The organism is Metabacillus sp. RB-C-LZQ-3-1 (genome assembly GCF_058315175.1).
In genome coordinates this window covers 413,870-433,580 of sequence record NZ_JBZFLI010000002.1, presented here as the reverse complement: position 1 = coordinate 433,580, position 19,711 = coordinate 413,870, and the positions used below count along the sequence as shown (strand labels likewise).

Sequence of the window (19,711 nt, the reverse complement as noted above, 5' to 3'; positions counted from 1 at the left end):
CCCTTCCGCTTAAGTAAGAATTTCATTTTCATATTCTTATTAAAATTTTCATAAATTTAGAAGTAACTGAATAGGGGAGGGTATAAAATGTATTATGCACGCTTGGTACATTATAAATTAGGAACTGGGCAAAGAGGAGTTGCTGAGAATTTAAGTAAAGAGTTTGATAAATTGAGTAGAAGATTGTCTGGATTTAGAGGTAACGTATATTTCTTTGATGATCCACTTTGTGAGTATAGAGCATTAAACTATTGGGATACAAAAGAAGATGCAGAGTCGGCACACCAAGTTTTGTTTCCAAAATTAGAAAAAGAACTTCAAAATTTCACAAATGAAAAACCAACATATAAATTTTTTGAGGTATTTGACTCTACAGATTATGGAGACTTGCTATTTTCTCATATAAAATGGGTATGATACTGACAGCCAAAAATAAATGTTCTTTGGGATGATTAGTTATTAACATGTCAGCATGGGTAGAATATGTCGTGTTGATTAGTATCTGAATTTTTAATGTTTACTCTTTATTGCACGGATACTTTCAGCTATTTTCATATATTTGTGGAACTTCTGTTAAATTTTTTTGAACTATTCTAATAAATGGGCAGTGATGGCTAACTGGGGCAATTCTTCCATAAAGAAGAATTGCATTTTCTTTTGCAAAGGAAGGGACTGCTGATTTAGACAGTTTTCGCTTGAAGATCTATGTCGAATTTTGGCAAATCGAAAATATATAGCCAAAAATCGTGAATATCTTGTTTAAATCGTAAATATATTCTCAAATTCGTGAATATATCTTCGTAGTCGTAAGAAACTCTTCAAATCTTAATGAGGCAGCTCATTTTTAAACTTATTAAAACTTGACAATTATTCTAACAGTCTATAATATAAATCGTAATTATTTCGATTTTAAATCTAACCCTGAATTTATACATATTTTTTATCTAAGGAGAAAGAAATGAAACATGATCCATCCTCGTTTCAATTAGAAATGAAAAAAAGTGTAACACACCGAGAATATTTAACATTAGCTATTCCGCTCATTATATCCGGTATTTCTACACCGGTATTAGGTGCTGTTGACACAGCGGTTGTAGGGAGAATGCCTGAAGCTTCAGCAATTGGAGCCGTATCAGTTGGAGCCGTTATTTTTAATACTATGTACTGGCTTCTAGGTTTTTTAAGAGTTAGTACCACCGGTTTAACTTCACAGGCAAGTGGAGCCAATAATGATAAAGAGATTGTGTTATCGTTTATAAGGCCAATGTTTGTTGCCATCTTTATAGGATGCCTTTTTATCTGTCTTCAATTTCCTATTTTACAGTTATCTCTATATTTTTTTGGAGCAAGTCCAACAATTGAAGTACTGACATCTACCTATTTTTCTATCAGAATATGGGGTGCGCCCTTTGCATTACTAAATTATGTACTAATTGGTTGGCTGATGGGAATTGGAAAGGTAAAGCTTTCACTTGCCACACAAATTTATATGAATCTTGTAAATATTTCCTTAGATCTTCTGTTTGTGTTGGCTTTCGGATTAGGTGTAGCCGGAGTGGCTTATGCAACGGTTTTCGCTGAAATAAGTACGGTATTAATTGGATTAGCTTTTGTGGTCAAGTCTAAACAGATAACTTCGATTTCTCTCCGATTATCCTTGGTTTTACAAAGAGAACCGTTAATCAAAATGCTCATTGTAAATCGCGACTTATTTTTACGATCAGTTTGCTTACTGTTAATGACAGGAATTTTTACCACAATTGGGGCTAGGATGGGGGAAATTACTCTAGCTGCAAATGCTATTTTATTACAAATACACTATATCATGGCATATTTAATTTCTGGTTTTGCTAATGCTTCAAGCGTTCTAGTTGGAAGGTCAATTGGAAGCCATCAGCTTTCTTTATTTAAGAGAACTCTTTCCTTATCGTTTTTATGGGGAATCGGTTCAGCCATTTGCCTGTCTTTATTCATGATCATTTGCGGTGAATTTATATTACTAGCTTTTACATCGATTGGAGAAGTAAAGAATCAAGCTGCTAATTTAATGATTTGGATGGCTGTTTATCCAATTGTTGCTTTTTGGGGGCTACAATTAGAAGGTGTCTTTTCAGGTGCAACAGAGGCTCATTTTATTCGGAACTCTATTTTTTATGCGCTGATTGTATTTCTTGTCACTCTATGGATTTTTAATTGGAGCCTGAATCCTCATCAACTTTGGCTTGCGTTTCATCTTTTCACATTAAGCAGATCATTATTTTTATCCTTATCTGTTAAGTCGTTGACACATTTAAAATTTCCTCTTAATAATGAAACAGCTCGTTACTTTATCTGATAAGGGCGGGCTATTTATGAGTGTTAATTACATAAAAATTGTTTGTTATCCGCTGTAAAAGTTGCAGGAGTTCCAAATGGATATGTGGAACTAAAGAAGCATACATGAATTATACAGTCCGCTAATATAGTGAATAACATATGACAATTAGGGGGGAAACCTTTGTACGAGATCATTGCTGTACTTTCTTTGCTATTTGTTATTTTTTCACTCTACCGTTCACACCAAAATGGAAAATGGAAACTTATTAGCTCCTGTATAAATAAAGAGGAATATTTGTTAATCATTAACATTTTAAAAACAGCAGATATACCATACAAAATTCAACCTCCCACAGCAGGTCAAAGCCATTATGATATTTACGTAAAAATTGAAGATGAAGTAAAAGCGATTTATTTATTACAGACTGTTTCATAAAACATACAACTTCCTCTCAAATTAGAAAGAAGGACAACTTATGAATGATCTTGAGTACAAGCAACCATCACTTAAAGCAGTTTCGAATAACGCGAAATATAATTATATGCTCATGCTTTTTATTGTCTTTGGGGGTTTTCTCATATTTGGATTATCCGAAAATGTGAGGGGACCCGCCATCCCTGTAATTCAAAGTGATTTTCAATTAAGTCAAACCCATCTTGGATCACTATTAGCCTTAAATTCACTCGGATATTTAATTGCATGTTCATTTACATCAATACTAGCGAACAAAATTGGTATAAAGTAGACGGGTATCGCAGCATTTTTGTCCATGACAGCAGCAGGATTGGTAATCTTTTTTTCTACAACATTTACATCCCTTTCCGCTTCCTTTTTCTTTTTATACATTGGAAACGGTATGTTAGAAATTGGACTCGGGATTTTGGCAGCACAGATTTTCACGAAAAATACCGGGATGATGATGAATCTATCTCACTTTTTTTATGGGTTAAGCTCAACAGTTGCACCTATAATGGCCGCTTCCATCATGGGGTGGAATTGGTTTGAAGGAGAAGTATTTGGCTGGCGGGGAATGTATTTGTTTATTTTATGTTTTTCGTTATTGCCAATTATCCCTTCATTACTTGGAAAATTCCCAACTGAAAATGTTGAAGAGGGGTCAGGTCTTTCTTTTAAATCTCTTATGAAGGATCCAATTGCTTGGTTAATCGTTGCAATCTTATCCTTTGGAGTTGTTTCAGAGCTAGCTGTTGGTGGATGGTTAATTAATTATTTAGTAAAGGCCTATCAATGGGAGTTAACAGATGCTTCTCATATGCTGTCTTTATTTTTTCTCTGTTTCATGCTATCCAGATTATTGCTCGGCCCTTTAACAGATAAAATTGGATTTACCAAATCGATTATGTTCTTTTCAGCTTTTTCAGGAATTTGCAGCTTTGCTGCGATATTGATAGGAGAGAAGGGTGCCATTTTATTTGCGATTTCAGGTATAGGAATTGCCCTTATATATCCTACCGTAATGGCGCTATTAGCTAAGCGATATCCAAACGGAACAGGAACGGCTATTACGTTTACAGTAACCTTAATGGGGATAGCTAGTGTAATCGGAAACTTTATGATAGGTTTCATCATTGATTTTGTCGCGAATTTATTTAGCAACGCTGAAAGTGAACTAATTGGTTTACAAGCAGGCTATGGATTTATTGCATTACTCGCTTTATTATGTTCTGGAAGTTGCTATATTTTATATCAGATTCTTCATAGACGAAATGAATTAGTGTAATGTTTATGCATGACAAGGAAATTGTCATGCTTTTTTCCGATGAACCTTCGTTTTTGAGTTTTATGATATGATTGAAAAGTATTTTCCCGGTTTTCGAGAGAGAGAGGTAAAGTAGGAATGAAACAAAATAAGAGAAAATTTATTAAGACAGAAATTAAACAAATCGTCATGATTACAATTGGAGCAATTATCGCGGCAATTGGACTTGAATTTTTCTTAGTCCCTAACAATATTTTAGATGGCGGAGTGATTGGATTATCGATTATTGCCGCTGAAATAACAGGCTTAACGATGAGTATTTTCCTAATTCTACTAAATTTGCCGTTTTTGGTGATTGGATATAAAAGGCTAGGATTAAAATTCACACTCCATACTCTATATGGTGTCATTATTTTATCAACTAGTACTGCCATTTTCCATCATTATGAACCCTTCACAGATGATTTGTTTTTAGCAACAATTATAGGAGCAGTCATCCTAGGAACAGGTGTTGGATTGGTTATTCGCACAGGAGGGGCACTTGATGGAACGGAAATCATTGCGATCCTCGTAAGCAAAAAACGCCCTGTCTCTGTTGGTCAATTTATTATGATTATGAATTTATTTATTTTTATTTTGGCTGCTTTATTAGTGTTTAGCTGGGAAACAGCCATGTATTCAATCATTACTTACTACATAGCATTTAAGATGATTGATATTGTCGTTGAGGGTATAGAAGAAATGAAATCTGTTACTATTATTTCGGAAAAACCTGATGAAATGGCAGATATATTGACGAAAAAATTAGGTCGTGGAATTACCTTTATTCACGGTCAAGGGGTTTATACAAATGAACCAAAAAAAATCATCTATATGATTGTTACTCGGATTGAATTATCTAATTTACGATCTATTACTCAAGAAATTGATCCTGGCGCATTGATTGCTATTGAAAATGTGGCAGATGTATCTGGAAGTAATTTCAAAAAGAGTACAGCCCATTAATAATAGGAAAAATCGAAGATCTGTGGTTGAGTTGCATCCTTACAGGTCTTCGAAAGTAGTGGAATATAAATGTTATAACTCCAAGATGTTCAACAACTTCTTACTTATTAGGAGGGGGAAAATGAAGAATACAGGAAATATCATCATTTTAAACGGTACTCCAAGGTCCGGTAAATCAAACATTGCAAATGTCATTCAAACCACTTTCGAAGGAGTGTGGATGAATTTTGGTGTTGATCAATTGATGAAAATGACACCAGATGCGTATCAACCAAGTATTGGTTTACGTCCTGGAGGTGAAAGACCAGATCTTGAGCCTATTGTTGAAGTTTTATACATGGCTATGTACGAGTCGATTGCTTCATTTAGTCGTCTAGGTCTGAATGTAGTAGTAGATGTTGGTCATCATGATGGTTATTCAACCCCATTAGGGATTCTCAAAAAATGCGCATCTATCTTAGAAGGTTATCCTGTTTATTTTGTAGGTGTTCGATGTCCCATTGAGGTGATTATGGAACGGAGAATTGATACTTGGAAAATCGGTTACACAACTGAAGGGAAGATTCCAAAACCAGTTCTATTATGGCAAAACCTCGTTCATGAACCAGGCATCTACGATGTAGAAGTAGATACATCTATTTTTTCTCCAGAAGAGTGTGCGTACCAGATTAAACAAAGAATAAAGCATGGACCATTTCCAACAGCTTTTGAAAAAATACGAAACCTATAATCCATAGGAAAAAGTAAAACTTTTGGTTTTTTATTTTTAAATTCTTTACGATCGTAATCAAGGTGAATGTTGTTTCCGAATTAGAAATATAGTCCACACTATTGGGAATTAATGTTTTTTATTTTGCATTTTTATCTCTGATTCTTTTACTAATAAAATTTGCTCTCCGAAAACAATTTCATAATTCCCATTCCCATAATTATAGATGACTTCACACTCTATTCCTTTATACACCACAATTTGCTGACTAATTGTACTCGTTTGGTTTAACATAATTACTCCTCCTCTTAAGATTATGATTCATATTTTTCGCTCTATGATAATCCTCTTGATCAAAAAATAAAAACCGTCAATACTTAACCATGCAAATGAATGAAAGCATGCTTAAGAAGAATGACGGTTAGTTTCAAGCAGGATTCGCTACCATTGAACCAACTGTTATGACCAAAAGCAATAGATCAACTAATATTGGAGATAGGAACACTATCTCAACTAAACTTGACACAATTATTATTCTATCAACAAATTTTCTGCGTTTAAACCACCATTCATCCGACATTTTCAGTCAATCTTTTCAACCTTCTAAACACCTGTTTATTTGTAAGCGTTTTTAACATTAAGTGATGAAAAATATCCTTTAAATTTCAAACAAATTCCTTTACAATAAGTTTTGCGGAAGATTATCTTACATACTTATTGAAAAACTCAACGTAAGGGGAATATAAATGAATGTTGAGAAAACTCTTCAAAAACAACAAAATGAAATTATATTTTTTCAATCTTATATAATGAAAATGAAGGGCAATCAAAGAATCCAAACAAACGTAAATTTTGGGGATACGATCATTTCAGCAAGCGGTGGATTGATTGCTATTACTATTATAAGTATTGTAGCCGTTATGTTAGGTTATCCCATGATATTAGGTCCGATGGGAGCAAGCTGTTTATTAGTATTTGCTGCACATTCGCTTCCATTTTCACAACCACGACCAATTTTTGGTGGTCATTTTATTTCAACCACTACAGCTTTAGTGATATGGAATATATTTGGTAAATCACATTTATCAATCGGTTTAACTTTAGCTATTGTGTTATTCCTTATGATTACCTTTAAACTAATCCATCCGCCTGCTGCAGCTAGCGCCATGGTGGCAATCAATACTGAAGCAGGATGGGGATTCCTAATATCGATTATCTTATCGTCTATCCTTTTGATTTTGTTTTCAGTTCTTTATAATAATTTATTTAAAAATAGACAATATCCAAAACAGTGGATATAGGTACACTAAAGAGGCTGCTTTATGCAGTCTCTTTTTGTATATGTATCCTTTTAAGTAAACAATAATTGCATATGAGCAAAACATTATTAATGTTACATAACATATGATAGGATTATATTATGTAACATTATATAGGGTGATGAAATGGAGTATGTTGAACCAATTAAAGATGTTGAAACGATTGAAAAGATAAAAAGGATCCTTAAAGTAAAATCACACCGGGACTATTTATTATTTGTCTTTGGAATAAACACTGGTCTTCTTGTTAGCCATTTACTAAAAATTAAAGTAAGCGATGTGTTAGATGAACATGGAGTTAAGGAATTTTATCCATTATATGAAACGAAGAGTACACACCCCAAACAAATATATCTGAACAACAAAATAAAAAAGGCATTAATTGAATATTTACATGAAGCTAAGTTGAAAAATGACGATTATTTGTTTAAATCAAAGAAAAACGATCAGCCTATTACGAGACAACAGGCATATCGAATTATCCATAATGTTGCACGAGAGGCTGGAATGATCGAAAAGATTGGAACACATACATTACGAAAAACCTTTGGGTATCACGCCTATCGAAAAGGAATTGCTGTTTCTTTATTACAAAACCTATTTAATCATTCCACACGTGCGGAAACATTAAGATATATAGGAATTCAAAAGGAAGTATATGAAGTTAGAATTGATGTAAATTTATAATTATTTCTATATGGGAGGGAGAAGTATAGATGTTAGAAAATTTCGAAATAGATTATTTTATTTTTTTTACAGCCTTTTTACTCATAATGGGGGTCATCACAACTAAATTTTCATCAAGACTTGGAGTTCCAGCTCTTGTCTTGTTTATGGGGGTTGGGATGCTCATGGGAAGTGATGTGTTGGGCATCATATATTTTGATAATCCTAAGCTCGCTCAATTAATTGGAATATTTGCTCTCGTTGTCATCTTATTTGAAGGTGGATTACAAACGAAGTGGTCTTCTGTTAAAGCTGTTGCTATCCCATCACTATCCCTTGCTACCTTAGGTGTTTTATTAACAACGATCGTTGTTGCTATTGCTGCAAAATTAATTTTTGATATTGGGTGGGTAGAGGGATTTCTATTTGGCGCGATTGTAGGTTCAACAGATGCTGCAGCAATTTTTGCTGTATTAAAAGGACAAAACATCAATGAACGACTTAGTTCAACACTAGAAGCGGAGTCCGGAACAAATGATCCGATGGCCGTTTTTCTTACGCTAACTCTTATTGAAATGTTAAGTGCTGATACAACATCTTACTTATTGTTAATTGGCTCCTTTATTTGGCAAATGGGTGTAGGATTAGGATTAGGATATTTCCTTGGGCGTTTTGCAAGTTATGCGATCAATAAAATCAATCTAGATTCAAGTGGTCTATATCCTATATTTGCATTGGCCTTTTCGTTACTTACCTACAGTCTGACAGATTTAATCAACGCAAGTGGATTATTAGCTGTATACATCGCAGCAATCGTCATTGGCAACAGAGATTTAACCTATCGGCATTCAATCTTTCGTTTCAATGAAGGTTTTGCCTGGATGATGCAAATTTTAATGTTTATTATCCTCGGATTATTAGTTTTCCCTTCTCAATTCTTATCTTTTGATCTTATTTTTAAAGGTTTGTTGCTATCTATCATTTTAATTTTTGTTGCTCGACCTGTTGCTGTATTCTTTTCTACAATAAACATGAAATTTAGTATTAACGAAAAAATCTTCTTATCATGGGCAGGACTAAAAGGGGCAGTTCCAATTGTACTTGCGACATTTCCAATGACGATGGGAATTGAAAATAGCCAGTTAATTTTTAATGTTGTTTTCTTCGTCGTCTTAACTTCTGCACTTATTCAAGGTTCAACAATTTCAATGATTGCAGAAAAACTAGGTCTAAATGGCCCAAAGAAATCGGAGGCACCTCATACTCTTGAGCTTGTTTCAATTGGAAAAGCAAATGCTGAAATTATAGAGGTAGAAATAAATGATCATGAACATATTATTAACCAGCCGCTAAAGGATATTAGGTTTCCAAAAGATGTTCTTGTTAATGCGATTATTAGAAAAGGAGACTTAGTAACACCTCATGGTGAAACGAAAATAAAATCAGGTGATATTCTTTATATCCTTGTTTCTAAAAAGAAAATGACTGACTTAAAGGAATTTTTAACAAATAAAAGAACATTAACTGATTAAATAGGGACAGCAGTCAATTTGAAATTTGACTGCTGTCATTTTCTTCCTATCATTCATTGTTATACTTTTGTTCGATCTTTTTAAATCCTTTTAAAATACTCCAACAAAACAATCCAATTAACCAATAAATCGGAAAGGAATAGTAGTTTTCCCATGTTATTTCTTTGTACATTTGCAACCATTCCATTGTCGTCTCAGCGAAAAATGCAATAGATAACGCAAGTAAGCCTGTTGCAAAAAAGAACCTTTTAAAGTTTTCTCCGAATTTTTGATAGACAAACATAAAAGGAATGATAATAATTCCTACATCATACGGATACATCTGCGGATATAAATACGGTGTTAATCGAACAGGATATGTCCATACCATTGCATTGCTTCCAATAGAATCTAAGAAAATAGCGATAATGCCAAAAAACATACCAAAGGCTGTTATTTCTGTAATTCTTTTTTTATCAACAAATAGAAACCATACGATAGGAGACAGACAACTTAACGAAACCAAAATCCACCATCTAAAAGTTAAGTAATTATGTGCATACCAATAAGTGCGGAGCGCTTCATAAAAATGCTTTTCCTCTTTTAGTAGTTGATCTAACGATATAGAATGTATAAATTGAATTAGAAAAAAATCAATAATCATATTCAATAATAGCACCACATTTTTTCTGTTTTATTATTATGTTACCCAAATTATCTTTTCGTTACTAAAGGGAATTCAAATTTTCCGTTTGACTGAATATAACAAAGAATATAATTAATAATAGACATGTAACCAAAAGGTGTTATAATTAAGTGTAACCAAATGGTTTCATTTTATGTTAATCTTAGGAGTGAATAATATGTCATTACAGGATATTAAGAAAACAGCAATTTTTGATGCACCAATTAGTAAAGTATGGAAGGTTGTTTCAACTTCAGATGGAATTGCTGAATGGTTCATGCCAAATGACTTCGAAGCAAAGGTTGGGCATGAATTTCACGTGCAATCACCATTTGGACCTTCGCCATGTAAAGTTTTAGAAATAGACGAACCATCGAAAGTCGTTTTTTCTTGGGACACTGATGGTTGGATTGTCTCATTTCTCTTAAAAGATTTAGGCGGGAAAACAGAATTTACGTTAATTCACAGTGGATGGAAAGATGATGACCATATCCAACAAAAAGCGAATGAAAAGGCCTCTGTTATTCGTGATAGAATGAGCGGCGGTTGGGAAAGCATTGTGCACGAAAAACTTCGAAAGGCAGTTGAAGGGTAAGTGGGCCAAGCAAAGCATGATATATTTCAAGCTATTGCTGATCCTACAAGAAGAGAAGTTCTTCGTTTACTAGCTGAAAAGGAATTACCTATTACTGAAATAACCGCTCATTTTCCAATAAGCAGAACTGCAATCACAAAACATCTCCATATCCTCAACGAAGCAGATTTAGTAACCGGGAAAAAGGTGGGACGAGAAAAAATCTATCAATTTCACCCAGAACCACTTCTTGAGCTAAAGGATTGGCTTTCATTTTACGAAAAGTTTTGGGATAACAAACTATCAATGTTAAAACATCTCGTGGAAAATGAGAAAGAAGACTTAAACACAAAAGACTGACTTTTATAAAGTTGGTCTTTTTTCTTATTCATTTTGTAATTATGACGAAATCGTATACAATAATAGATAATACAAAATTTTTATAAATTTCTAAAAATAATATCAAACTATATATATACATGAGGTACATATGAAAGAGAAAATTGTGCAATTAACTCAAATGATTGAAATGAATAATCATGGACATATTTTATACATCTATGACTCAATTGATAATTATATCGAAAATGCTTCTTACTATATTTTTACAGGAATAGAACAAGGTCAACATGTATTATGCATTGAAAATCGAGAAATATATCAAAGGCTATTACTTAATTTGCAGGAAATCTTATCTTATGAACAATTAACACACATTCATTACTTGGATAATTCTGAATTCTACCGATTATACGGAGACTTTCAATGTGACCTTATTGTCGAACATTTCTCTAATGTAATTGATCAATTTAAGAATAAAAATTTAACTGTACGAACTTGGGCTAATGTTGAATTTAAAGCACAAGAAAACATTCTTTCAGAGCTCAAAGAATTTGAAAAGAGAGCTGATTATAGTGTACGATGTGCAAACCTAATTTCAGTTTGTGCTTATGACGGTAATAAAATATCCGCATCTCTTCAAAATCATATGCTTAGAAATCATGAGTACTTTATGACGGATGAGGAATTAGGTAAGTCAAGTTTATACAATTATAAGTCTGTTGCTTTTCCATCTTTATCTGGCCAAAAAGAACAATCAAAACTAAAAGGAGAGCTAAATGCTACCAAACATCAATTAAGGTCATTTATTAAAGAAAATTTAGATCCGATCATTATCTATAATCAATCTGATCAGGTTATTTCAGTAAATGGTGCTTTTGAGTCGATATTTGGTTACTCTTCGAATGAAATAGTTGGATTAAATGTTTCTGAACTGCCAATTATTCCTGATGAAAGAATCTTTGAAGCGAATTTAAGCAAAAGCTACGCAATTTTGGGAGAAAAGTTGAAAAGTTATGAAACAATTCGAAAAACAAAGGACGGAAAAAATCTTCATATTTTATTGTCAAGCTTCCCTTTATTAGATGAAGCTTCCTCCCCAAATGGTTGGGCTGTTATATATAAGGATGTTACAGAAAAAAAAGCAGCGCAAGAACTCTTAATCAAATCTGAAAAATTGTCAATTGCCGGGGAGCTTGCTGCTGGGATTGCTCATGAAATACGTAATCCTATTACTTCAATCAAGGGTTTCCTTCAGTTATTGCAAGCAAGTGGATTTGAAAAACAAATTTACTATGACATTATGAAGTCTGAAATTGAAAGGATTGAGCTCATTCTTAGTGAACTCCTAATGCTCGCTAAACCACAGGCTGTTCGTTTTGCACCAAAGGATCTCAAGCTACTTATTTATGATATGGTCACCTTGTTAAATCCTCAAGCGATCATGAATAATGTTCAAATCATAACCGAGTTTGAACATCATGATGTGAGCATTAGGTGCGAAGAAAACCAACTAAAGCAGGTTTTTATTAATTTTATAAAAAACGCGATCGAAGCGATGCCGAATGGTGGCATTTTAATGATCAAGCTTATTTCTGGTGAAAAAGAAGTGCTGATCCGTTTCATAGATGAAGGATGCGGGATTCCAAAGCATTTACTATCGAAATTAGGACAACCCTTTTACACAACAAAAGAAAAAGGGACTGGCCTAGGGTTTATGGTTAGTAAAAGAATTATCGAAAACCATCAAGGTACAGTCAAGATTACGAGTGAAGTTAATAAAGGAACAGTCATCGATGTGACTCTGCCTTTATAAAATAATAAGGCTATATTAGACAAAAATAGGAAAGATAAAATTAACATATTTCTCCTTTTCCTGTAAACTAAACATATATATTAAATGTATGTTTTATATAGAATGCGAAAGGAGCTTTTTAATGGATTTTAAAGAAGTTGTCCAGAAGCGAAGGGAAATTACGAAGTTTACAAACGAAGCCATTCCTACTGAAAAATTAGAGGAAATGATTCACCAAGCATGTTTGTCACCAACCGGAAATAATTTACCATCTAGAGAATTTATCATCATAAAAAATCGCCAAAATTTAGACCATTTATCTGAAACCACCCCGTATATGAAATGGTTAAAAGAGTCGCAGGGAGCAATTGTGGTAACAGGGCGCCCAAGCATAAGCAAGTATTGGCTTCAGGATGCCTCCATCGCTTGTAGTTACATATGGCTGGCAGCAGTAAATCAAGGATTAGGATGTGCTTTTGGAGCCGTTTTTAATATAAAAGATGAAGAGGAGTCATTCCAAAGAGAAGAATACGTAAGAAAAGCACTTTCAATCCCTGTTGATCGAAAAATTATTGCTATTTTAGGTTTAGGCTATATGGATGAACAACCATCCAAAAAGAAAATAATCCCGAAAGAGGACCTGGTCCACTATGAGGTATTCCATCAAAAATAGGAGGAGTTCCTGTGGTTGAAAAAGTCGGAGAATGCGTATCATGCGAAAAAATCATTTATTGTGTGGATGGATTTTTGGATGGTATAGTAATAGATTCCGAGGTTTATTGTTTTGCATGTGCAAAACAGAATGATATAACAAAGGCAACATCAAACTAAACTCAAGAATAGGTTGGTGTTCGAAAATGCAATGTAAAATATGGAGAATGAACGATGGACTTTATTATTCGAAAAGCAACCCTAAATGATCTTGATGCTTTAACTGAATTGCGGATAGAGCTTTTAACAGAAATAGGCGATGTAAATGAGGGAAATAAGTCAGAAGTATGGAATGCAAACAAAAATTACTTTAAAGAAAAATTGTCTAACGGCGGTTTTTCGGCTTGGGTGGGAGAAGTTAAGGAAACGATTGTTGCGATAAGCGGTTTGGTGTTTTTTATAAGGCCTCCTCACGGCGAAAACATAAGTGGATTAGAAGCATATATCATGAATATGTACACAAAACCAGGATATAGAGGATATGGAATAGCTCGTTCAATATTAGAAGACTGTATTTCTGAATGTAAGAGCTTAGGAGTAGGAAGAATTTGGTTACATTCTTCAAAAGAAGGTTATTTCCTTTATAAGAAGTTGGGTTTTACTGATAAGGATTCAGAAATGGAGTTAATATTTTAAATCCCTGGAATGAAATGAATTTGTTATTAACTCCCGCTACTCCTTATTTATTTTAAGAGGGAACTTTTTCTGAATAAAAGTTCCTCGCAGACACCTATACTCTCTTTCTCTTAAGTGGTATACCAGTTATTAGGATCAAGCTGTAAGCCCATAGTAACCAAGCAGCAAAATAAGGGAGAGAATCATTATGCAGGTTAGGAAAAACGTTGCTAAAGAAGATCATACTAAATATATCCAAAAACATGCCGGGAACAGCTATTTGAATGGCTGTTAGCGTGAGCTTATGTCCTGGTATTTTCATAAAATAATAATATGGATAGGTAGCTGCTGTAATAAGGGGGATCCCCATTAAAAAGGTGACGAACAATAGGGGTTTATGTTCCGGTATCAAAAACAGATGACCCCAAAAACGAAAAAATAAAGTGGCTACTAACCATAATAAAAAACCCCATGCAACATTTTTCAATGAAATTCTCCTTTTTCTATTGGTATTTATTGGCAATCTATTCTTCCTCAACATTAACGAAATTTTACAAAAAGTTCAATATGCAAATTAACAAAATAAATATACAAAAGGAACATTAATGCATGCTGACTCTAGCTATTTGAATCATATTGTTAATATAATCCCAAAAAATTAAATCCACTTAGAGAAGGAAGAATGTAAATGTATGAATGGCTAAATCTCCATTTTAGTCTAGCAACCCTTTTGTGGTTATTTCCAATAACGTTTTTATTGCATGATTTTGAAGAAATTCTTTTTGTAGAATTATGGTTTAAAAAGAACTATTCAAAGGCTTCTCAAAAAGTACCTGGATTTTTTAAAAAGACATTTCATCAAATGTCAACGGTCACTGCAGCGCAATTTACTTTACCGGTTGCCCTGCAATTCATTATGTACACTATTTCTACTTACTTAGCTGTTGAGCATCATTTATACCCGATGTTTCTTGGTTTTAATTTATTTTTACTTCTCCATGTGGTTATGCATATTGGCCAATCGTTGTTTTTAGGAGTATACGCTCTTGGAATAGGGACAGCTGTGACTGTTACATTACCATACTCGCTTTACTTATTTTATAGGCTAGTAGATGAGAACATAATCGAGATATCAACCATAATGACATCCTTACCTTATGGGCTTATAACCATTGTTATTGTCTATTTAGGGCATAACATTGCACATAGATTACTACGATAGAAAATAAACCAATGATGAGATATTACAGTAAAGCACAATCAGGCAGAATGGATCTTATTTAAACGATAGGAGTGAGATCATGGAATTTAGGATAGATGAAGCAATAGAAATTTTGGAGCGTACACCGAAAACATTGTCTACTTTTTTAACAGGTTTATCTTATGTTTGGCTGCAATGTAATGAAGGAGACGGAACATGGAATACTAAGGAAGTGATTGAGCACTTAATCGAAGCTGAAAAACATAATTGGATTCCCAGGTTAGAATTTATTCTTCAAGAAGGTGATAGTCAGCCGTTTCCGGCATTTGATCGCTTTTCACATTTACACAACGTGACCCAAACCTCATTTGATAATCTTTTAAAAGAATTTATTCGTATTAGATCTGAAAATATAAAAAAGCTAAAAAGCATTGTAACTTCTGATTTCCAACTTGACCAAATTGGTTTTCATCCTGCATTTGGAACAGTAAAGGTTAAAGAATTAATTTCAACCTGGGCTGTTCATGACTTAACCCATCTGTCACAAATTGTTCGAGTAATGGCAAAAAGATATCGCGAAGATGTTGGGCCATGGCAGGAATACTTAGGGATTTTGAAGTAGGAATAAACCTCCTTAATTAATTGATAATGCATGCTAAAGAGGTCAGTCAGGAGGTTTGCAATATCATAATCAATGATCAAATTATTTAATTTCAATTTTTAAAGCATTGGTTTGTGGTGGATAAGACTCTCTTATATAAGAGAACCAAATCTTAAGGTTCTGACCTTTTGTTATATTTTCTTCCGTTTTAGCTTCTTGGGTAGAAACATGTATTTCTCCTGAACCCCAATTAGAACCCTCATCAATTGAAAGGATGAGGTTATTTTTTTTAATTTCTATTACGCGCCCTTCAATAATCTTATCTTCTGATAGTGCATCAAATTCATGATCGCTTAAAGTGTTTATTGTGCAGCCTGTTAAACATCCAAGAAGAAATAAAAGCATGAATAATCTTTTCACCATCTTCTCCTCCTTTTCTAAATAGTCGTGTGATAAAGGAAAAGCGTTTCATAACTTTTTCTTGTCTTTATATTTGGTATAATATGAAAGGATAAAAAGAGGAGATAAGAAAACATGCGAAAAAAATTATTGGTCATTGGCCTTTCAGTTGTGGTAATTGTATTACTGTTAATAGGTACATATAAATTAATGAATTCAAGAACATTTCAACTATTTGGCGGGTTAACAAATCAAATTGAAACAGAGGAAAAGGTTGTCGCCATAACATTTGACGATGGGCCAACAAAAAATGTTGAAATAATTCTGCCTTTACTCGAGAAATATAATGCCAAAGCGACTTTTTTTTGATTGGAAATGACCTTGAACAAAATATGGATCTAGGACAAAAAATTGTCGGAGCTGGACATCAAGTTGGAAACCATACATATTCCCATCAACGGATGATCTTTAAAAAACCATCATTTATCCAACGAGAAATTGAAAAAACGAATCAACTCATTGAAGAATCAGGGTTTTCAGGAGATATTGATTTTCGTCCACCCAATGGTAAAAAGCTATTCCTTTTACCATACTTCTTAAATAAGCAAGGCATTGAGACCATTACATGGAATCTTGAGCCGGACACTTTTTATTCATCGGTCATTGAAAAGGTAAGCTATGTAACTGAACATGTTAAACCGGGATCTATTATCCTCTTACACCCGATGTATGATGAAACAGAATTAGAGACATTGGAACAGATATTAAAGTCCTTGTCAGAAGAAGGATATAAATTTCTAACGGTAAATGAATTGCAACAGCTTCGATGACAATATCTTTAAAGAGGGGGATGTGTCTGTCCCTTTCTTTATCGTATATTGAGCTACGTGACAAAACCACCATTATTTTTGATTTGTTCTTCTACGATGACCTCTTTTCCTCCGATTGCTTCAATAGCCGCGCCAATAGATTGAAGAATATCTCCATTAACGCTCAACTCCTGCGCAGATAATAACGACTGGAGATCCTTTGCTCTGACTTGTTTAGATACGCCAATTGCTTCAGATAATTGTCCAATGGTTTGAATCCACATCCCAAGAACGACTTTGTTTTCTCCTTCAGATTCTTCACTTATCGCTAAGAGCTTTGTTAAAATAATTGCTTCTGCAATGATGCCAACAGCTTGTATCCAAGTGGCAATTTCAGCTTGTTTTTTTAGTTGATCTCTTAATTCTTCCAGTTGTTTTTCATTTTCTTTATCTATTTTCTTCATCATTTTTCACCTCGACTATGTTATTAACCTATTCACCTCATAAACTTTTGGACTATGAAACCGCCTAGAGAATAAAAAATAATGTGGTATTTTACACGATTTTGTACAAATAACCTGATCCATTCCTGTATAAATCCTGCTAAAAATGTTGGATAAATAGGTGTGTTTTTCCAGTTAATTGTTATAAAATGAAGTGAATAAAGCTAAGTTTAGGAGAGTAAAAAAATGATAGAGTTAATTTCATTTATTTAATGTATCTTTATTCTCTCTAATTTTATTCATCATTTTCATGAATGTACTTAAGGAGAATACGAAATAAACGTTTCATCGTTATGTAAAAATAAGGAGTTGATAATACTTGACGAAAATTGGTTTTATTCGTCATGGGCGTACACCGTGGAATATTGAAGGAAAAGCCCAAGGATGGTGTGATATCCCTTTAAATAATGAAGGTATTGAGGAAGCAAATCGGCTTGCACTGCGCTTACTCTCTGAAGAATGGGATATGATCTATTCCAGTGATCTATTAAGAGCCCATCAAACCGCAAATATTATTGCAGAAAAATTAATGAAAAACGTAAACTTAGATTCAAGGCTTCGAGAGGTTGGGGGAGGATTAATTGAAGGAACGACTGAAGAGGAAAGAATTTTAACATGGGGAAAAGAGTGGAGAGAATTAGATCTAGGAATTGAATCAGATGATGCTGTATTTTCACGCGGTCTTTCTTTTATAGATGAGATTTGTGTAAAGCATCCTTATGAAAATGTACTCATTGTTAGTCATGGTTCTTTTTTAAAAAAGATAATAAAAAGGATTCTACCCAATGAATCATTTGAAAAACCTCTTTTGAATACATCTATTACGATGTTACAAAGAGACGAAAGCGGATGGCATTGTCCTTTGTTTAATTGTACAAAGCATATGGTTTGATAAATGATTGGGATTCGCCAACAAATCATAATTGGGGGATGAACAAATTGAAAAATAAAATTGCAATCATAACGGGAGTAAGTCGGCTAAAAGGGATTGGAGCTGCTATATCAAGGGAGCTTGCAAAAGAAGGTTATCATATCTTCTTTACGTATTGGACGAATTATGATAAGGAAATGCCATGGGGAGTAGAAGGAAATGAACCATTAATTCTACTAAATGAACTACGTGAATACGGTGTTGACGTAGTGTGTATGGAATTAGACCTTAGGAAAGAGGATGCTTCAACAACTTTAATGAATAAAGTTTGTGAAGAGCTTGGTAATCCTGATATTTTGATAAACAATGCAGCATATAGTACTAATAATAGCTTTTCAACTATTACTGCAGAAGACTTGAATCAGCATTATTTAATCAATATTCGCGCGACAACTCTTCTTAGCAGTCATTTTGCAAAAGTATTTAATAAAAAAAGTGGTGGAAGAATTGTTAATCTGACTTCAGGTCAATTTCAAGGGCCTATGCCTGGAGAATTAGCCTATGCAACGTCTAAAGGCGCTGTTGATGCATTAACCATTACATTAGCTGCCGAGCTAGCACCCTTAGGTATCACTGTGAATGCAATCAATCCAGGTCCTACTGATACAGGTTGGATGACAAATGACATAAAAAAGGTCTTACTACCAAGGTTTCCATTTGGACGAATCGGTGAACCAAGAGATGTTGCAAGAACAATTAAATTTTTAGTTAGTGAGGATGCGGAGTGGATTACAGGGCAAATTATTCATTCTGAGGGCGGATTTCAAAGATCATAAAGAAGATGAAAAAATGATTCCATCTTAACTAGGAGATAAGGATGAATATCAAAAAATTAGAGTTGAACGAGCAAGTGCCAATTCAATTATTACTTGAGGCAGATCCTTCTGAACAATTAATTATGGATTATGTTCATAGAGGTCAATGCTTTGTAGCAGAAATAGATCAACAAGTAATTGGAGCATATGTGTTACTTGAGAAAACCTTAGATACAATTGAATTAAAAAATATAGTGATAAAGGACGAATTTCAAGGTCAAGGCTTAGGAAAAAAACTCCTTGTTCATTCGATTGAACAGGCTAGAAAAAAAGGATATCAAGCACTTGAGGTTGGTACAGGTAATTCAAGTATTGGTCAATTAGCGTTTTACCAAAAATGCGGTTTTCGAATGATTGGTGTTGATCTGAACTTTTTCATACGCCATTATTCCGAAGTTATTATAGAAAATGGAATTCAATGTAGAGATATGATTTTATTACGCAAGGAATTATAATGAAATTCACAAAAAAATAATCTTGACTAAC

At 33.7% G+C, this 19,711-nt stretch carries 24 protein-coding genes and 2 pseudogenes; 21 read left to right on the top strand and 5 right to left on the bottom strand.

The annotated features are described in order from the left end of the window. The first annotated feature begins 87 nt into the window (after positions 1 to 87). The 6 genes and pseudogenes from AC4GZ8_RS05585 to AC4GZ8_RS05560 all read left to right on the top strand — a co-directional run bounded on the left by AC4GZ8_RS05585 (position 88) and on the right by AC4GZ8_RS05560 (position 5,772). Positions 88 to 417 (top strand): hypothetical protein, encoded by a 330-nt coding sequence (locus tag AC4GZ8_RS05585; RefSeq protein ID WP_491080806.1) that lies wholly within the window; start codon positions 88 to 90, stop codon positions 415 to 417. Positions 418 to 958: 541 nt separating this feature from the next. Continuing rightward, a complete protein-coding gene (locus tag AC4GZ8_RS05580; protein ID WP_491080805.1) occupies positions 959 to 2,335 on the top strand; it encodes an MATE family efflux transporter in 1,377 nt (458 codons plus the stop codon). Positions 2,336 to 2,497: 162 nt separating this feature from the next. Then, positions 2,498 to 2,752: a hypothetical protein gene (locus AC4GZ8_RS05575; RefSeq protein ID WP_491080804.1), complete on the top strand. Its 255-nt coding sequence runs from the start codon at positions 2,498 to 2,500 to the stop codon at positions 2,750 to 2,752. 40 nt (positions 2,753 to 2,792) lie between these two features. Next, positions 2,793 to 4,058, top strand: a pseudogene (locus AC4GZ8_RS05570) (MFS transporter). A gap of 117 nt (positions 4,059 to 4,175) precedes the next feature. Next, a complete protein-coding gene (locus tag AC4GZ8_RS05565) occupies positions 4,176 to 5,042 on the top strand; it encodes a YitT family protein (protein WP_491080803.1) in 867 nt (288 codons plus the stop codon). Positions 5,043 to 5,163: 121 nt separating this feature from the next. Then, positions 5,164 to 5,772 (top strand): chloramphenicol phosphotransferase CPT family protein, encoded by a 609-nt coding sequence (locus tag AC4GZ8_RS05560; RefSeq protein ID WP_491080802.1) that lies wholly within the window; start codon positions 5,164 to 5,166, stop codon positions 5,770 to 5,772. A gap of 108 nt (positions 5,773 to 5,880) precedes the next feature. On the opposite strand, the gene AC4GZ8_RS05555 is transcribed toward AC4GZ8_RS05560, so the two are convergent. Next, positions 5,881 to 6,045: a hypothetical protein gene (locus AC4GZ8_RS05555; RefSeq protein WP_491080801.1), complete on the bottom strand. Its 165-nt coding sequence runs from the start codon at positions 6,043 to 6,045 to the stop codon at positions 5,881 to 5,883. A 452-nt stretch (positions 6,046 to 6,497) separates the two neighbouring features. Here AC4GZ8_RS05555 and AC4GZ8_RS05550 point away from each other — a divergent pair, with 452 nt between their 5' ends. From AC4GZ8_RS05550 to AC4GZ8_RS05540, 3 genes are all read left to right on the top strand, one after another. Further along, on the top strand, positions 6,498 to 7,052 hold the full coding sequence (locus AC4GZ8_RS05550) for an HPP family protein (RefSeq protein ID WP_491080800.1): 555 nt from the start codon (positions 6,498 to 6,500) through the stop codon (positions 7,050 to 7,052). 144 nt (positions 7,053 to 7,196) lie between these two features. Then, on the top strand, positions 7,197 to 7,757 hold the full coding sequence (locus tag AC4GZ8_RS05545; protein WP_491080799.1) for a tyrosine-type recombinase/integrase: 561 nt from the start codon (positions 7,197 to 7,199) through the stop codon (positions 7,755 to 7,757). Positions 7,758 to 7,786: 29 nt separating this feature from the next. Next, positions 7,787 to 9,268 carry a potassium/proton antiporter gene (locus tag AC4GZ8_RS05540; protein ID WP_491080798.1) on the top strand — a complete coding sequence of 494 codons (1,482 nt, stop codon included), beginning with the start codon at positions 7,787 to 7,789 and terminating at the stop codon, positions 9,266 to 9,268. Positions 9,269 to 9,317: 49 nt separating this feature from the next. On the opposite strand, the gene AC4GZ8_RS05535 is transcribed toward AC4GZ8_RS05540, so the two are convergent. Further along, the gene (locus AC4GZ8_RS05535; RefSeq protein WP_491080797.1) at positions 9,318 to 9,911 is read right to left on the bottom strand and encodes a CBO0543 family protein; all 594 of its coding nucleotides are present in this window, start codon (positions 9,909 to 9,911) and stop codon (positions 9,318 to 9,320) included. Between the two features lie 199 nt (positions 9,912 to 10,110). Between AC4GZ8_RS05535 and AC4GZ8_RS05530 the strand changes: the two genes are divergently transcribed. The 6 genes from AC4GZ8_RS05530 to AC4GZ8_RS05505 all read left to right on the top strand — a co-directional run bounded on the left by AC4GZ8_RS05530 (position 10,111) and on the right by AC4GZ8_RS05505 (position 13,987). Then, a complete protein-coding gene (locus tag AC4GZ8_RS05530) occupies positions 10,111 to 10,527 on the top strand; it encodes an SRPBCC family protein (protein ID WP_491080796.1) in 417 nt (138 codons plus the stop codon). Continuing rightward, entirely contained in the window at positions 10,528 to 10,866 is a 339-nt protein-coding gene (locus AC4GZ8_RS05525) for an ArsR/SmtB family transcription factor (protein WP_491080795.1), read from the top strand. Positions 10,867 to 10,996: 130 nt separating this feature from the next. After that, positions 10,997 to 12,661, top strand: a complete 1,665-nt coding sequence (locus tag AC4GZ8_RS05520) for an ATP-binding protein (RefSeq protein ID WP_491080794.1) — start codon at positions 10,997 to 10,999, stop codon at positions 12,659 to 12,661. Between the two features lie 121 nt (positions 12,662 to 12,782). After that, entirely contained in the window at positions 12,783 to 13,313 is a 531-nt protein-coding gene (locus AC4GZ8_RS05515; RefSeq protein ID WP_491080793.1) for a nitroreductase family protein, read from the top strand. 11 nt (positions 13,314 to 13,324) lie between these two features. After that, positions 13,325 to 13,471: a hypothetical protein gene (locus AC4GZ8_RS05510; RefSeq protein WP_491080792.1), complete on the top strand. Its 147-nt coding sequence runs from the start codon at positions 13,325 to 13,327 to the stop codon at positions 13,469 to 13,471. A 54-nt stretch (positions 13,472 to 13,525) separates the two neighbouring features. After that, positions 13,526 to 13,987 carry a GNAT family N-acetyltransferase gene (locus AC4GZ8_RS05505; RefSeq protein WP_491080791.1) on the top strand — a complete coding sequence of 154 codons (462 nt, stop codon included), beginning with the start codon at positions 13,526 to 13,528 and terminating at the stop codon, positions 13,985 to 13,987. A 94-nt stretch (positions 13,988 to 14,081) separates the two neighbouring features. Here the strand turns inward: AC4GZ8_RS05505 and AC4GZ8_RS05500 are convergent, their stop codons facing one another. Then, complete coding sequence (locus tag AC4GZ8_RS05500; protein WP_491080790.1) at positions 14,082 to 14,453, bottom strand: DUF5367 family protein; 372 nt, start codon at positions 14,451 to 14,453, stop codon at positions 14,082 to 14,084. A gap of 201 nt (positions 14,454 to 14,654) precedes the next feature. Here AC4GZ8_RS05500 and AC4GZ8_RS05495 point away from each other — a divergent pair, with 201 nt between their 5' ends. Next, positions 14,655 to 15,188, top strand: coding sequence for an HXXEE domain-containing protein (locus tag AC4GZ8_RS05495; protein ID WP_491080789.1), 534 nt, complete (start codon positions 14,655 to 14,657; stop codon positions 15,186 to 15,188). Positions 15,189 to 15,267: 79 nt separating this feature from the next. Then, positions 15,268 to 15,789: a DinB family protein gene (locus AC4GZ8_RS05490; RefSeq protein WP_491080788.1), complete on the top strand. Its 522-nt coding sequence runs from the start codon at positions 15,268 to 15,270 to the stop codon at positions 15,787 to 15,789. Positions 15,790 to 15,870: 81 nt separating this feature from the next. Here the strand turns inward: AC4GZ8_RS05490 and AC4GZ8_RS05485 are convergent, their stop codons facing one another. After that, positions 15,871 to 16,188 carry a DUF3221 domain-containing protein gene (locus AC4GZ8_RS05485; protein ID WP_491080787.1) on the bottom strand — a complete coding sequence of 106 codons (318 nt, stop codon included), beginning with the start codon at positions 16,186 to 16,188 and terminating at the stop codon, positions 15,871 to 15,873. 114 nt (positions 16,189 to 16,302) lie between these two features. Between AC4GZ8_RS05485 and AC4GZ8_RS05480 the strand changes: the two are divergent. After that, positions 16,303 to 16,997: pseudogene (locus AC4GZ8_RS05480) on the top strand (polysaccharide deacetylase family protein). Positions 16,998 to 17,050: 53 nt separating this feature from the next. Here AC4GZ8_RS05480 and AC4GZ8_RS05475 read toward each other — a convergent pair. After that, positions 17,051 to 17,440, bottom strand: coding sequence for a hypothetical protein (locus tag AC4GZ8_RS05475; RefSeq protein WP_491080786.1), 390 nt, complete (start codon positions 17,438 to 17,440; stop codon positions 17,051 to 17,053). A gap of 358 nt (positions 17,441 to 17,798) precedes the next feature. On the opposite strand from AC4GZ8_RS05475, the gene AC4GZ8_RS05470 reads away from it, so the two are divergent. The 3 genes from AC4GZ8_RS05470 to AC4GZ8_RS05460 are packed head-to-tail and all read left to right on the top strand — an operon-like array spanning position 17,799 to position 19,680. After that, positions 17,799 to 18,371, top strand: a complete 573-nt coding sequence (locus AC4GZ8_RS05470; RefSeq protein ID WP_491080785.1) for a histidine phosphatase family protein — start codon at positions 17,799 to 17,801, stop codon at positions 18,369 to 18,371. Positions 18,372 to 18,409: 38 nt separating this feature from the next. Next, positions 18,410 to 19,186, top strand: a complete 777-nt coding sequence (locus tag AC4GZ8_RS05465; RefSeq protein WP_491080784.1) for an SDR family oxidoreductase — start codon at positions 18,410 to 18,412, stop codon at positions 19,184 to 19,186. A 41-nt stretch (positions 19,187 to 19,227) separates the two neighbouring features. Beyond that, entirely contained in the window at positions 19,228 to 19,680 is a 453-nt protein-coding gene (locus AC4GZ8_RS05460; protein WP_491080783.1) for a GNAT family N-acetyltransferase, read from the top strand. The last annotated feature ends 31 nt before the right edge of the window (positions 19,681 to 19,711 follow it).

What these genes read in the sequence shown, in the direction of transcription:
- AC4GZ8_RS05465 (WP_491080784.1), top strand. Translation starts at nt 18,410, where the DNA reads ATGAACAAATTGAAAAATAAAATTGCAATCATAACGGGAGTAAGTCGG.
- AC4GZ8_RS05560 (WP_491080802.1), top strand. Translation starts at nt 5,164, where the DNA reads ATGAAGAATACAGGAAATATCATCATTTTAAACGGTACTCCAAGGTCC.
- AC4GZ8_RS05490 (WP_491080788.1), top strand. Translation starts at nt 15,268, where the DNA reads ATGGAATTTAGGATAGATGAAGCAATAGAAATTTTGGAGCGTACACCG.
- AC4GZ8_RS05475 (WP_491080786.1), bottom strand. Translation starts at nt 17,440, where the DNA reads ATGAAGAAAATAGATAAAGAAAATGAAAAACAACTGGAAGAATTAAGA.
- AC4GZ8_RS05535 (WP_491080797.1), bottom strand. Translation starts at nt 9,911, where the DNA reads ATGATTATTGATTTTTTTCTAATTCAATTTATACATTCTATATCGTTA.
- AC4GZ8_RS05495 (WP_491080789.1), top strand. Translation starts at nt 14,655, where the DNA reads ATGTATGAATGGCTAAATCTCCATTTTAGTCTAGCAACCCTTTTGTGG.
- AC4GZ8_RS05540 (WP_491080798.1), top strand. Translation starts at nt 7,787, where the DNA reads ATGTTAGAAAATTTCGAAATAGATTATTTTATTTTTTTTACAGCCTTT.
- AC4GZ8_RS05520 (WP_491080794.1), top strand. Translation starts at nt 10,997, where the DNA reads ATGAAAGAGAAAATTGTGCAATTAACTCAAATGATTGAAATGAATAAT.
- AC4GZ8_RS05515 (WP_491080793.1), top strand. Translation starts at nt 12,783, where the DNA reads ATGGATTTTAAAGAAGTTGTCCAGAAGCGAAGGGAAATTACGAAGTTT.
- AC4GZ8_RS05530 (WP_491080796.1), top strand. Translation starts at nt 10,111, where the DNA reads ATGTCATTACAGGATATTAAGAAAACAGCAATTTTTGATGCACCAATT.
- AC4GZ8_RS05585 (WP_491080806.1), top strand. Translation starts at nt 88, where the DNA reads ATGTATTATGCACGCTTGGTACATTATAAATTAGGAACTGGGCAAAGA.
- AC4GZ8_RS05550 (WP_491080800.1), top strand. Translation starts at nt 6,498, where the DNA reads ATGAATGTTGAGAAAACTCTTCAAAAACAACAAAATGAAATTATATTT.
- AC4GZ8_RS05460 (WP_491080783.1), top strand. Translation starts at nt 19,228, where the DNA reads ATGAATATCAAAAAATTAGAGTTGAACGAGCAAGTGCCAATTCAATTA.
- AC4GZ8_RS05505 (WP_491080791.1), top strand. Translation starts at nt 13,526, where the DNA reads ATGGACTTTATTATTCGAAAAGCAACCCTAAATGATCTTGATGCTTTA.
- AC4GZ8_RS05580 (WP_491080805.1), top strand. Translation starts at nt 959, where the DNA reads ATGAAACATGATCCATCCTCGTTTCAATTAGAAATGAAAAAAAGTGTA.
- AC4GZ8_RS05565 (WP_491080803.1), top strand. Translation starts at nt 4,176, where the DNA reads ATGAAACAAAATAAGAGAAAATTTATTAAGACAGAAATTAAACAAATC.
- AC4GZ8_RS05555 (WP_491080801.1), bottom strand. Translation starts at nt 6,045, where the DNA reads ATGTTAAACCAAACGAGTACAATTAGTCAGCAAATTGTGGTGTATAAA.
- AC4GZ8_RS05545 (WP_491080799.1), top strand. Translation starts at nt 7,197, where the DNA reads ATGGAGTATGTTGAACCAATTAAAGATGTTGAAACGATTGAAAAGATA.